Below are 12,158 nucleotides of genomic sequence, written 5' to 3'. Positions count from 1 at the left end.
TTCAGATGAATGCTCTACTTCAAAGGTATAGGAAACCTGTTTTCACCGCTTTTTCTTTTTACTTCCAGCAACCGTATAATTATCCAGGAATAGCGAAGGAGTTAGCTTCATGTTGTCAAACAGGTCTCTGGTTTCTTCAAAAGACGGCAATTTGCCTAGCTGTCCCCAAGAGCTTCCCAGGGTATCAATAGCCTTTTTCAACTTTTGGAGGCAATCCCTATTGATAACCCTGGTTCCATCCATGAATGAACAATCATTATCAAATACTTCGCTTGGGTGAACAATTACGGGAGTCATCTTGCATGAAGCATCATACTTGTTTTGGAACCAAACAACGGATCCATTGAGCTGGTCACAATCACGTTTGCAAACCGTCTCCGTCTTTGTTCCGCTTTTGCACTCAATGACGAAATAATTCATTTCGCCGACGGCCCACAGGTTATCAGGACCAGATCCAAATTCCTTCTCAGGGCGTTGTCCTTGATATCCAAGGACAAAAGCAATCTCGCGCATGGCACGTTCGAACGGCTCGGAATCAGATTCAGGAATAAAAACTAAGTCTTCTATTAAAGACCGGAAACGAATCACCATATCATTAGAATTCCGGTAGCTCTCTTGATAGTAGGCTTGGGCGGACTCAGCCTGTGCCTTTCTTGCCGGTGCCAGACGGTGATAGGTGATTCCAGATAAAGGCCTAAGTAGGGACGCATTATGCCTAACAGACTTTTGTTGTATTTTCTGAGCTTCCACAGGATCGAAAAAATCAGTGTAAGAAGCGAGCTCCTGCATTAGTATGCCTTGTTCTTGATCTCTGTTTTCAGAATTAACAGCATTCTGCATTTCTTGAGCTGCCGCGTTGTGCTGTCCAATTTCAGATTCTTCAAAGGCTTTCCTTCTATGAACTGCCGTTTCTAACTCACTTTCCACAGGATATTCTTCAAGGCCTGCGAGAGCATTACGGCTTGCATCTTTCCATTCAGAATTTCTTTCAAGGCAAAGATCCATTAAACCGCGCAACTCAGATAATTCCAGCCCGCGGGCTTGTTTTGCCACTTCGTTCGATAACTCAAATTGTTTTCTAGTTGCCGGAGTAAATTTCTGTGTTGCTCTGGGATCGTTCAAAAAATCAATCAGCCTTGGCCCCATCGGAACCACAACACAATAATCATTATTTGCCCGGATACCCCGCCCCATGCCTTGTTCAATTTTCTGAATACGCCGGGCCATTAATTCTTCGCTGCCGTCCAAAAGCATATCTTCGTAGCGTCCAAGCATGCTTCTGGCTGTCGGCAAGTCATCAAGTACCAAAACGCGGCAGGCATCATGAGGCAGGTCCACCCCGTCGTATTTGTTAACAAGAATATAAAGGCCTGATTGCCTCTCTCTTAATGCTTGAACGCCTTCATAGATATTTTCCGCTCGCAGAATACCGTCTGCAAAAGCCGACCAAAGGCCAGCCCTCCGCTCCGAAGGAACAACCACTATAACAGTTGTGCCTTTAGATATTGCTGAAAGTTCTTGCCTCAGATCTTCATCGCCTATGTTGGGATTTAGGCTTTGGGGTATGATAATTAGCCTTTCGCCAACATCCCCAATCTGTTTTGGAACAATAGGCTTTTGAATTGCACCGGAAGGAACATTAAATGCAGAAACAAGAATACTATCATAAGTGAGAGTTGCAGATAGATAGATTCTTCTTTTTGCTCTGGCAAAACTCCGGATTATGGAGATGGGAACACAAGGCAGAGAAACACTGATTTTACTTCCGCTCACTAGACATCTTCCCAAGCGAAGCCTGTCTTTGACAAGAGGCCAAATGAACTGGCATTTGCCTTCCCAGTTGTGAAGAATGGAGAGAACTTGTTCAAAGTGCTCCCGCCAGCTCCAATAAGGAACAAGCATAATTCTCCGGGCATCTTCAGATTCTATTTCTTCATAGCCAATCTCAGACTGTTCTATAAGCGAGTGTTTAAATATCGATAAAATGGATTTATACACTTTTTGGTGCTCATTCCGCTCGATTACTAACGAAAACTGGCTTTCAACTTTTTCGAGGCATGCGTGAGCATCATCAATTATTACAGATCCCAAGGGAACTTTGATTTCATCAATTCCAAAAACGGACTTGCCGTTTACCAAACTTGCAATGTTGTCAACAAGGATAGAGCGGCCTTGAAGAAAATCAGGATCGTTTGGCTCGCTGCATGTATCAATTCCTAAATGAGCTGCCTCTTTTCTAACCTGGTTGGCGAGATAGATGTCAGGAGCAAAATAAGCTGCTGGCCCTAATTTTTCATTCAAACTGCTTTTGAGAATCATCAAGGCGACAACAGTCTTGCCGCTGCCAGTGTTCATTTTAACAACCAGATCGAATTCGGCCCTTCTCTCAAACCATTGAGACAAAACCTCTCCCTGCACATCGCGCAAATAGTTATATTCGGTCTCATCCGGTTTGGGCAGTAGAGGAAAAAGCTTTTCCGGCTCAGTAATTTGGTCAGACGGCTTTCCCGTTGTGATCTTCGTAAAATCAATTTTGGTCATGCTTTTTTAAACCTCTCTGTTCAATAAATTATCTATTTTAGAAATCTGCCTCTCAAACTTAGCATGGTCCCGGCATTGGCATTCCCATATCACATGCAGCTTCCAGCCAAGTTTTCTTAACTTTCTATCATTCTCCCGGTCCCGCTCTTTGTTTTCCCGCCTTTAAATCCGGCAAATCCTCACAAGGATCAGTTAATAACTTGCCGACCTTATGTAAGTAACTGTCCTGACTACCAGATGATGAGAATTTAGGAAGACTAAAAAAGGGTAACACTCCAAAGATAGGAAAAGGAGTGTTGAATGATTTAATGATCGATTAGAAATCTCAAATTTTACTCTAGAATTGGCTCTTTGTCTTAAATCACCAAAAGTCCTAACAAAATCACAGATTATTTGCCCTGTCCTAACAAATTGGAGAAGGCAACCTGATTTTTTGACGTCAATCGTCTTAAATCGAAAGTTCCGTCCTAATTCTACAGAAGAAAAGTGTCCTAGTTCTTTTTCTTCATGTCCTAACAACAAAACATGAATTTGAGATCAAATGCTGAAACCTACAAAAATTAGCCTCTTATCAGGAAATTGTTTGCCCAATGATTACCTTTAAAAAAGTGAAAAGGTGGGGGGATTGTTGAAAATGGGATGATGTTTCAACGCGAATTTTATGAAACCCTATGTACTATTTCTGGCAGAAATTTTGCTTATCAGATTATTACTTTAAAAAAGTATAAAGTAAGCCCTTCTTTGTTTATTCAATATTCTTTTCCGTTTATGCCTCAATGCAACGCGATGCAAAACAGTGCAAAGAAATTATAGTGTACTAAGGTCATGCCTTAGAATGACTCTAACTCACCAATCAACCTGTAATTATTTTTTAAAGGCATCTTTTTGCACCTTTTTTGAGTGATGAGAAAACGTTTGAAATCGTGAAAATCATTTTCAAGTGGGAAACACCAAGACCTATGTTATATGATTTCTATTCACAGTATCACAGTTACAGTAGTGGACTACTGATAAACAAATGACTTGGTGATATCTTTAGCCTTGTCGTATTCAAGATTTCTTGAGCCATTGGGATTTACATATGACTTTATTCTAATTTTTGAAGTTTTTTTGTTGCTAGGCAGAAAGGTCATTTCCAGTCTCGCAAACAAATCTTCGTTACGACTACGCACATAAAATTTTTGGCTTAGTCCACTAGTCCAATCTGGATCATCAGCTTTTTTCTCCTGACTCCACGTGTGAGGGGTCATGTGAGGGGTCAGACCTTGTTATTGCTAACTCTTTTATTGTATAGCAAATAGTTTACATAATTCCTGGAACCCATATGAACAAGAGTAGCTACTTCATTTATAGCAATGGTAGTCTCACGCCTTAACCTTTCTGCTATATCAATTTTTTGCTTACAGCCTTTAGGCTTCTTCTCAAGCCTTCTGCTAGTCCAACCCAACTTTTTAAGTTCTTCCTTAAGAATTCTTTTCCTTTTAAAGAGTTCTTTCTCTTGCTTGACCGATCCGCATATATTTCCTTGCGAACGCATCTCATCGTAGCGCTCTAGACTTCGTTCCTTAAAATCTTCACCACCATACTGCCAGCCACGTGAGATCTGTTTTTCATCATCTAAAGCTTTGCCCCTATAACTCTCTCATTCCGGTAACCAGATTGGCTTTCGGTGTTTCGATGACTGCATGGAAATGATTATCCATCAAGCAATAAGCATGAACGAGCTAACTACACTTCCCACAGGATTCTCCTAATGTTTTAAGAAAATTCTCTCTATCCTCATCATTCCAATAAATGGCTTCTCCTCGATCACCTCGACTCATTACATGATAAATAGCTCCTTCATACTCTATTCGAGGTTGTCTAGGCATATCGTTATCCTAGAAATGATGATCTTGTTGTCAATAACAAGGTCTGACCCCTTTTTGGTTAAAGAACACTTCGCATGCCGGTGAACCACCGCCAATCCACAGCAGAATTAAGGATTGAGGTCAAACCGCATGTTCTCATAAATTTTTAATACACTCGGTATCATGAGTAATGGCTATCAAATGACCTCCATCAAGCTTAACATCCACATCATATGGACATGGGATGACCAAGTCTTTCACACCATGGATTCTAAATAATCTACATCTATCTAAAAAACCTTTCCAAGTAAATATGGCTTTACACATGTTTCTAATAAACTGCGCGTTGGACACTGAAAACATCTCGGTTAAATCTGAAGACAACTTACCCGACAATCTTTGAATAAATTCTATAGGTGTATAATCAATGATTGGACTAAGAATCTGTAAGAAATCTGAAATCTCACTATTGTCTTTAGCGCTACCTAATAAAACTACTTTATCTAAATCTATAATATTTGAGATCTCGCAAGCAACCATGCCACCTAGAGAAGAACCCAAAACGGAATCTCTTTTATCTATCCTGTGAATGACAATCATCTCTTGAGCTAAATCTGCGATGCTATTTGCGGCGGACTGATTAGGCCAATCTAAAAATTTATAACCATTGAGTCTTTTCCACTCTGATGAATACATCCTGCTAGATGCTCCCATGCCTGGTAAAACATAATTCATTTTATCTTCGCACGTCAAAGTGTGGCGCGGCCTTAGCCGTTGCCACCACTGCCCTGTTCGATGATTGTAGTTATACTTGTGGTGACTGAATTGGCAAGGAAGCATTCGTAGTGAGACTGCTCATGCAATTCTTCAAGCTCTCCGATGGACAAATTTGTTCCTTCTCCAAATTCGACGGCGGGATATAACTCTACTCTTGTGACAACAAACTTCTCTTCATCACTTTTTTCCAGATATCCCACTGCATTATCTCTATAGCTCTCTACTGGAATTCCTTTTTTTGAACAGATCGCTAGGAAAGTAAGCATGTGACAACTTGACAGTGATGCAACAAAGGCTTCTTCAGGGTCTATTTTGTTTTCGTCACCGAGGAATTGTGATGCTGCTGATGCTTCTATCTTCAGTCCGTTCTGAAATGCCCATTCGTGGTTTCTTGAGTAGCTCTTGTAGCTAAAATCACTACCTGAACGCTTCCAAATTACTTCTGCTCTGTGCTGTGACATTTTTATATCGAACGTGGAGTTAAGCGGGGTGCTCTGCCTCTAGGGCAGATCATTACCGTTGCAACGATTTGTTAACTATTTTTTTTCTTAGGTTCAAATTCTAAGAGTGGCTATTCTTAATAATTGTTTCAATATAGTTACTATATTCGTCTTTCATTGGTAGTTCATAGTCAATTGTTATTCGGTTTCTCTCACTGTTAACAGTCTCTCCTGTTTTAGGGTTTAAGCCTTGTTTAAGGTACTTTTCCCAATACAGTCCGACTCCTCTTTTTTGCCAGTTGGGTAGCTCATTGAAGTTTATTCCCTTATTGAAAAGTATCTCGTTCTTTTGTGCAGTAGACTTTTTCTCTAACTTTTGAGTTGCTTCCTTTGAAGAGGAGCCTGCTTTTCTCAAAGCCCAATAACAATGACTTGATAATGCGTTTCTATGAGCATCTTCATTGCGCCATCTAAAGTAATCTATTACATCTGGGATAGTCGGTAGTTGGCTGATACGACAATCAAAGCTAGCTATTCGGCCAACATGATTAGTAAAGTATGCAGAAGCTTCGCCTGCTAAGATTGAATTCAGTTTTCTAAGTTTACGACTGAAGGGATTGTCATCTCTGTGTAATAGCAGAGAAATTTCATCACTCTCGGTAAAACCGTAGACTACTTTGAATCCACAATCCATAAGATGTTTAACAGTTCCGACCATGGCGTCTCTGAATCGAATATCAAATGGTGCTTCATAGTCGCAGACTTCCTTCGTAAATGTGGTGAAGTTCCGACCATCGATACGAGCCACTACATAGATTTTGGGAAGAACTGTCTGATCATAGTTAGTCTCATAAATTCTCATTCGTTTGTCTAAGTCATCAAATTTCATCGTCCCACTCCTTTTCAATGAAGCCATCATCAGTCAATTCAACAAATATCAGCTTGTCGAAACCTTCAGCTACAGTTGGAATCTCAAGTTTCTTATATGTAGATCTTACTCCTATTTCTGGAATTGGTTTTTTAAGGTTTCTTTCTGAATTTCTTTTTATAGCACCAGTGAGTTTCGAGCTAAAATAGTATCCAATTACTTCAAACTTTCCGTCTTTGGCTTTTTGAATATATTTATTCCGTTCTTCCACAGTTGGATTGGTATTGTCTATGACTACTGGTTGTTTTCCTTCGATACAGGCATTGAGTAGAACTTTTTCCCTGTGTCTGGTACGTAGCATATCCATATTTAGCCTTATATGTGTATCTACAAATTTATCTTTGTAGTAAGAAGATTTACCGGCCGCTTGAATTCCTATGAATATGATCATTTCCATAGTAGTTATGATACCATCATTGTTTCGATCATTCTAAGGTAGTGGGAACTATAAGATTGCGTTTTTTCAAATAGCTAACGTCAGCCGTGAGGGGCCGCTGACAGCGGCAAGTATGTATGAATTACCACAAGCCTGCAACCGCTGTAAGCGATTACCTCAACTGCTTGGTTCGCTTTTTGTTATTAAGTTTCTTCTTAAAGTCTATTTCAACAATATTTTCTATGAGATGAATCTGATCAATTTTATTAACAACAATCAATTCAGACTTGTCTTTGTCTAACAAAATCAAATCGCCTTTTCGTAACTCAACACCGGAATCTTGGAAAAACTTAGATAAGTCATATATAGAATCTGACAATTGTATGTTTTTGTTCTCTTCTGACGTAAGGCTGCTAGCTGCTCTGCTATCAAGCATGTAGACATAACAGTACCTAGTGAGATCAGACTCTCTAGCAAAGCTTACGCCCGATAATAATACTAAAAGTATGATTGTTCTTGTTATCATTGTATCTCCGAACCCCAACTGAATTGTTGGGTCCTAATTGTCAACTCCTATTGATATATAATATGAATCATAGGCTAATGGATCTGAAGGAGCAACAACTCTATGGATAGTATCATAATAAACAGAATTGAAATTAGGAATTCTAGAGATATAACAGCCGTATCTGGAGCCAATAAATTCTATTGCACATAACTCGTCATTAGCATCAAAGATTGCAAGGACATTGTCATAACCTGAGCCCCATTCATGTAAGCTAAATTTTCCCTTTAGATTTTTAAGAATAACTTGTTTTGGAATTAACTTAGCCTGCGAGTAGTATGAAAAGTCTGCATAAATAGGATAGTATTCAGACAACTCTGGATTACTTAAACCCTTCTCTTCAAGAGTATCATAAAAATCCTTCAATTGCTCAATTCTCTCGGGAGTGCCGAAGTCACTCATAGCAGATCGATAAAAATCAGGTGCATAGTATCTTATAATTGAATAAATACCCAATAGTATTATTGCTATAAATCCAACCAAGGATAAGAGGTCAGTAACAATTTTTTTATTTAGTTTCCAACGCAAAGCTCTCACGCGGTGGCTTGCCGACGTTGTGAGCAGCGACTTGATATGCGAATGTTCACTTTCATAAGAGTAGGGCTGATTCGCATAGCTCCATCTGTATACTTATTCTTCATACTCGATAAATTCCCATGGGATTTCATCTTTGAAGATCTGGATAAATCCTTCCATTTCTTCGAGGCTAACTTCTTGCTTGGAAATCCATATTTCTCTCGTTCGTTTCATGTCGTCCCTGAAAATTTCACAAACCATCGAATCATCGTTGTAAATCTCGACGCCGATTCCGTCACGACCGCTCACGTTGCTGGCTCTTATGATTTTGTATTTCGATCTATCGAAGCTCACTTTTAGTTCTGCATATCGTCGAAGTGAGGTAGAGTGCACTACTCACATCAAAGGCGTGCAGTAGAAACTATTACCCCTACTGCATCCATGAGAAGGTAGTCAAGAAATAGTTGACTTTCAATTCAGATTATTATTCATGGTTATAAAGATTTATGGATTGAAGTGAGTTTCGGTTCCCTTACTTAGTCTGGCTTCCATCCGCACTCTTGATGGAGTTTAGTCACTCCGGTGCATGTTAAGGTCCGGTTAATCCTCAAGGTTGCTATCTTGTTAGTAACCATACACTTCTTGATTTACAAAGACAGCATTGAACAAAATATCTGAAAAATAATTACTAGCAATATACCACTTACTATTAGTATAAGATATGCAAGACAGAAGTTACGTCTATTAACGTTTCCTGAGCTTAAAAAGATCCAATATATAAACGCAATTATATTTACGATAGGTATTGCTAAAATAATTAATGTAATAAGCCAATCAACTACACTCATATCGAGTGAACTGTGTTCTTCCCTTTTTTCTGTATAGTTATATTGGTCCATAATTTATGCTAAGGTTAGGCGTGAGTGACCGAGTGAGACGAACAGCTCCACGTAGTTGACTCAACGCGCTTGTTCGATTTTGTAGTGTTTAGCAAATTGGTCGAATAACCACTCCCGCTCTATTTCCGAAAGACCATTAGCCCAATCGTGTCTCTTTGATCCCTGATCGATTGTCAATCTGTTACCACTACCGGTTTCACGTAACCGAATAATATTAATTTCTGTGTCCGCTTTTTAAATACTTTGTTCCAGAAGTCCATTTGGTCACGTGGATCAAATGAAAATGTGAATGGAGCTAAGTCAGAATCATATGCTAGTCGAGTAGAATCGAAAATGTATCTTTCTGGCACTGCGGGCCTAAGGATGCGGTAGAGAAAAAACATCGCAAAGACGCCGCCAACCGTCCATCCCACTAACCAAAAAATCAGGAAACCGGATGCTCCGCCTTCGGTATCGAATAGACTTCCGAAGGCTGAAATCCAGCCGAATGCCCAGCCTCCAAGCCACGCAAGGAGGAAAATGGCTATTCCATATCTCATAAAACCGCCATCGCTATACGGTGCCATTATGCAAGTTTTACCAGCATCAAAACTGACCTTCATTTTGGATCCATCTGGCGGTGTCATATTCTTATATCAAACTTCAAAGTGTGGCGACGGCGGCGCTAGCCGACGTTGCCACCACCGTTTTGTTAGCTTTGATTCATTACTTGGCCGAAACCTATGTCATGACCATCTAAATCCTGTGTCCCGAATTCTTTGCATCCGTAAGGCTGTTCACAAATTCCATAGTCTATTTTGACCCCTTTTTCGACAAACTCAGCATGAAGTCTATCAACATCAGAAACCCAAAAGTATATATTCCAGAGTTTATTAGAAACTGTCCAATGCGGAATAACGCGCTTTGGATCTTCAGCCTGGCGGAGCATCACATACATCCCGTCACGATTCAAAATAACGAAATTTGGCGGCTCGCCCCAAAAGCGCTCGTAGCTAAATCCCATTGTATCACGATAGTGATTCGCTGCCGCAATGACATCCTTTACAAGAAGCACGGGCGAAGATGCAGTTAATTTTGCTTTTGGTTCCGTTTTCATTTTTTTTCTAACGTCAGACGTGAGGCAAGAAAGAGCCCAGCGAGAGAATTGCCTCTAGGCCTTTGTTCGATCTGATTTTCTCAAAAAATAGTAACCCATGGCGCCTTGGTTGGAAATTTGCTTGTCTGCCTACTTGAGCTCGCTACCCGAACTTTGAAACACTCGTCTCCAGAACCTCATGCCAGCGGTGTCCCTCCCAGTTTTGATTCTGTACACGTAGCCCAGTAGAAACTGAATCCCAATCAAGAAGACTAGCCCTGCAACTATCATCAACTCTGGTCGCCACAAAAGACCAAGGAAGAACAGACACACTGCGACAAGACAGATTCCGGCCCAAATTCTCATCTTCTTGTAGGCATTCTCAGTATCACTCGTTTTGCAGGGAAAATGGTTCACGAGCAAGCGCTCCGAGAATAACCAGAGAGGAACGGCTACCATAAAGATTGCCGCTATGGCTATGAGAATGGAAACAGCTGTCTCATTCATTTTTTTCTAACATACATTGGGTGGAGGGTTGTATCTTCTAATTCCATGTTATGAGTGAAAAGCGCTTTAAGCAATGAATAATGAGATAGCCCCTCTGGGAGACTCTATGATTTTGTGTGCTCAGTCCATTTCCCAACCACCTTGGGATTGGGTAGTGGGTTGTCTTACTTCGACAAGAACCTGGAAGATGCGTCCGCGTCTCGCTTGTTGCACAACAAATTTTATGCCGTCTTGTTCGTAGGTAACGCCAGGATAGCGGGTGTCGCCAATCTTTGCCTTAAGCCAGTTAGCTAGGGTTAATTCCTTGGCCGATGGAGGAACGTCTATGGAAAGTTGTAAGATCTTTTCTAACCGCTCTATGGAGAGATCCGCCCCGACTCGCCAAAAATTAGGACGGATACGAATGATGATGTCATTACTTTGATCAAATTCATCTTCAATCTCACCTACCAATTCTTCAATGATATCTTCGAGTGTCACGAGGCCGACGACGCGTTTCTTTTTATTGCGAACGAGAGCAATGTGGTGACGTCGAGCTGTAAGTCTTTTGAAAGCAGTATTTAAGTCTAGTTCATCTTCAAGCGCTAGTATGGGGCGTATAAATGCTTCAAGAGAGATTAGGTCATAGTTGGCATCAGGCTCTATCGCGACAAGGTCCTTATAGTTAATGTATCCATTGACATCTTGAATATTGTCGGATGAGCTTACAGGATAACGACTATGGAGGGCGTGGCGGGCGAGCTCGAGGTTATTAGCCACGGTGTCCTTTAAGTTGAGGAAGACGATCCATTCTGCAGGCAGCATCACTTCATTGATTGCGGTCATGCTGAATTTAGTAGCACTGATAATCATCTTTTCTTGTTCAAGAGCGATGACCTTTTTGTTTCTGGCCAACTGCGCCATGACTTCGATATCCAGCGCAGATAATTTGGTATTATCACCGTCCCCCTTAAAGCGACGTGAAAACTTTTCTGTAATGATGACAAGAGGCTGTAAGATGTTGACGATGGAATAGAGTATGGGGCCTAAGGTCGGTGCAAGTTTCTCACAATAGACAGCTCCTAGCACCTTAGGGCCCAACTCGGCGAAGAAGAGAATAGAAAGGGTGAGCAGAATCATAAAAACCCAAAGCCAGTCGCTACCAAAAACTTGATCGAAGAGAAAGCCAGCTAGAGTGGCCCCTCCGGTATTAGAGATGGTGTTTAGAATCAGAACAGCAGAGATGGATTTGTCGAGTTCGTCTTTGAGCTTAAGCCAAATGCTGGCATAGCGTTTACCCTCGCGCTTCAGTGCTTCAAGACGAACAGGGCTTAAGCTGAGTAAGGAAGCTTCTGCCAAAGAACAAAAGGCAGAAATAGCTACCGAAAGCACGCAAGTTAAGATCAGATAGAATAGGAGTGACATGAGAGGCTGACGCTAAGTCAATATCAAATCATAGGACATCAGAAGGGTGCCAGGTGGCTTCTAATGATCTATGGCCTTTCATAAGAGATCGTGTTATTCATATGGGCCAAAAGATACCAAAACATCTAAAATAGCAAAATAAGAATTTCTTTGCTGTGAGGGTTTTGACTATTCCAGAAGATTTTTCCCGAAGGACGGAATTTTCTCCCCTCATATTTTTTCTTTTTACAGTTGTGAACAAGTTTTTCAAGTTTGCTTCATGTTGATTATCAAGCACTTA

Annotated in this window: 14 protein-coding genes; all 14 read right to left on the bottom strand. The window is 40.7% G+C overall.

Translation table 11 applies throughout. From position 1 onward, the window contains the following. Positions 1-42 precede the first annotated feature (42 nt). The 14 genes from AAGA18_01225 to AAGA18_01160 all read right to left on the bottom strand — a co-directional run bounded on the left by AAGA18_01225 (position 43) and on the right by AAGA18_01160 (position 11,878). Complete coding sequence (locus tag AAGA18_01225) at positions 43-2,541, bottom strand: DEAD/DEAH box helicase (protein ID MEM9443948.1); 2,499 nt, start codon at positions 2,539-2,541, stop codon at positions 43-45. A gap of 1,004 nt (positions 2,542-3,545) precedes the next feature. Next, positions 3,546-3,791, bottom strand: coding sequence for a hypothetical protein (locus AAGA18_01220; protein MEM9443947.1), 246 nt, complete (start codon positions 3,789-3,791; stop codon positions 3,546-3,548). An 8-nt stretch (positions 3,792-3,799) separates the two neighbouring features. Next, positions 3,800-4,078: a hypothetical protein gene (locus AAGA18_01215; GenBank protein MEM9443946.1), complete on the bottom strand. Its 279-nt coding sequence runs from the start codon at positions 4,076-4,078 to the stop codon at positions 3,800-3,802. A 187-nt stretch (positions 4,079-4,265) separates the two neighbouring features. Next, a complete protein-coding gene (locus tag AAGA18_01210) occupies positions 4,266-4,412 on the bottom strand; it encodes a hypothetical protein (protein MEM9443945.1) in 147 nt (48 codons plus the stop codon). A gap of 135 nt (positions 4,413-4,547) precedes the next feature. Further along, positions 4,548-5,126 (bottom strand): hypothetical protein, encoded by a 579-nt coding sequence (locus AAGA18_01205; GenBank protein ID MEM9443944.1) that lies wholly within the window; start codon positions 5,124-5,126, stop codon positions 4,548-4,550. Positions 5,127-5,158: 32 nt separating this feature from the next. Further along, positions 5,159-5,629, bottom strand: a complete 471-nt coding sequence (locus AAGA18_01200) for an OsmC family protein (protein MEM9443943.1) — start codon at positions 5,627-5,629, stop codon at positions 5,159-5,161. A 100-nt stretch (positions 5,630-5,729) separates the two neighbouring features. Then, the gene (locus AAGA18_01195; protein ID MEM9443942.1) at positions 5,730-6,497 is read right to left on the bottom strand and encodes a tRNA(His) guanylyltransferase Thg1 family protein; all 768 of its coding nucleotides are present in this window, start codon (positions 6,495-6,497) and stop codon (positions 5,730-5,732) included. Beyond that, positions 6,487-6,933 (bottom strand): AAA family ATPase, encoded by a 447-nt coding sequence (locus AAGA18_01190; protein MEM9443941.1) that lies wholly within the window; start codon positions 6,931-6,933, stop codon positions 6,487-6,489. Before AAGA18_01190 ends, AAGA18_01195 begins: the two co-directional genes overlap by 11 nt. A gap of 151 nt (positions 6,934-7,084) precedes the next feature. Next, a complete protein-coding gene (locus AAGA18_01185; GenBank protein MEM9443940.1) occupies positions 7,085-7,348 on the bottom strand; it encodes a hypothetical protein in 264 nt (87 codons plus the stop codon). A gap of 123 nt (positions 7,349-7,471) precedes the next feature. Next, the gene (locus AAGA18_01180; GenBank protein MEM9443939.1) at positions 7,472-8,005 is read right to left on the bottom strand and encodes a hypothetical protein; all 534 of its coding nucleotides are present in this window, start codon (positions 8,003-8,005) and stop codon (positions 7,472-7,474) included. Positions 8,006-8,107: 102 nt separating this feature from the next. Then, on the bottom strand, positions 8,108-8,302 hold the full coding sequence (locus tag AAGA18_01175; GenBank protein MEM9443938.1) for a hypothetical protein: 195 nt from the start codon (positions 8,300-8,302) through the stop codon (positions 8,108-8,110). Positions 8,303-9,065: 763 nt separating this feature from the next. Next, a complete protein-coding gene (locus tag AAGA18_01170; GenBank protein MEM9443937.1) occupies positions 9,066-9,458 on the bottom strand; it encodes a hypothetical protein in 393 nt (130 codons plus the stop codon). A 125-nt stretch (positions 9,459-9,583) separates the two neighbouring features. Beyond that, positions 9,584-9,988, bottom strand: a complete 405-nt coding sequence (locus tag AAGA18_01165) for a VOC family protein (GenBank protein MEM9443936.1) — start codon at positions 9,986-9,988, stop codon at positions 9,584-9,586. A gap of 606 nt (positions 9,989-10,594) precedes the next feature. Continuing rightward, on the bottom strand, positions 10,595-11,878 hold the full coding sequence (locus AAGA18_01160; protein ID MEM9443935.1) for a hemolysin family protein: 1,284 nt from the start codon (positions 11,876-11,878) through the stop codon (positions 10,595-10,597). Positions 11,879-12,158: the final 280 nt, after the last annotated feature.

It is taken from the genome of Verrucomicrobiota bacterium (assembly GCA_039192515.1).
In the GTDB taxonomy this organism is placed as follows: Bacteria; Verrucomicrobiota; Verrucomicrobiia; order Methylacidiphilales; family JBCCWR01; genus JBCCWR01.
This window is presented reverse-complemented; position numbering and strand designations above follow the sequence as displayed.

Coding starts and splice junctions, on each gene's coding strand:
- AAGA18_01185 (MEM9443940.1), bottom strand. CDS start 7,348: ATGCTTGATAGCAGAGCAGCTAGCAGCCTTACGTCAGAAGAGAACAAA.
- AAGA18_01210 (MEM9443945.1), bottom strand. CDS start 4,412: ATGCCTAGACAACCTCGAATAGAGTATGAAGGAGCTATTTATCATGTA.
- AAGA18_01195 (MEM9443942.1), bottom strand. CDS start 6,497: ATGAAATTTGATGACTTAGACAAACGAATGAGAATTTATGAGACTAAC.
- AAGA18_01220 (MEM9443947.1), bottom strand. CDS start 3,791: ATGACCCCTCACACGTGGAGTCAGGAGAAAAAAGCTGATGATCCAGAT.
- AAGA18_01190 (MEM9443941.1), bottom strand. CDS start 6,933: ATGGAAATGATCATATTCATAGGAATTCAAGCGGCCGGTAAATCTTCT.
- AAGA18_01165 (MEM9443936.1), bottom strand. CDS start 9,988: ATGAAAACGGAACCAAAAGCAAAATTAACTGCATCTTCGCCCGTGCTT.
- AAGA18_01225 (MEM9443948.1), bottom strand. CDS start 2,541: ATGACCAAAATTGATTTTACGAAGATCACAACGGGAAAGCCGTCTGAC.
- AAGA18_01200 (MEM9443943.1), bottom strand. CDS start 5,629: ATGTCACAGCACAGAGCAGAAGTAATTTGGAAGCGTTCAGGTAGTGAT.
- AAGA18_01160 (MEM9443935.1), bottom strand. CDS start 11,878: ATGTCACTCCTATTCTATCTGATCTTAACTTGCGTGCTTTCGGTAGCT.
- AAGA18_01205 (MEM9443944.1), bottom strand. CDS start 5,126: ATGAATTATGTTTTACCAGGCATGGGAGCATCTAGCAGGATGTATTCA.
- AAGA18_01170 (MEM9443937.1), bottom strand. CDS start 9,458: ATGGCACCGTATAGCGATGGCGGTTTTATGAGATATGGAATAGCCATT.
- AAGA18_01215 (MEM9443946.1), bottom strand. CDS start 4,078: ATGCGTTCGCAAGGAAATATATGCGGATCGGTCAAGCAAGAGAAAGAA.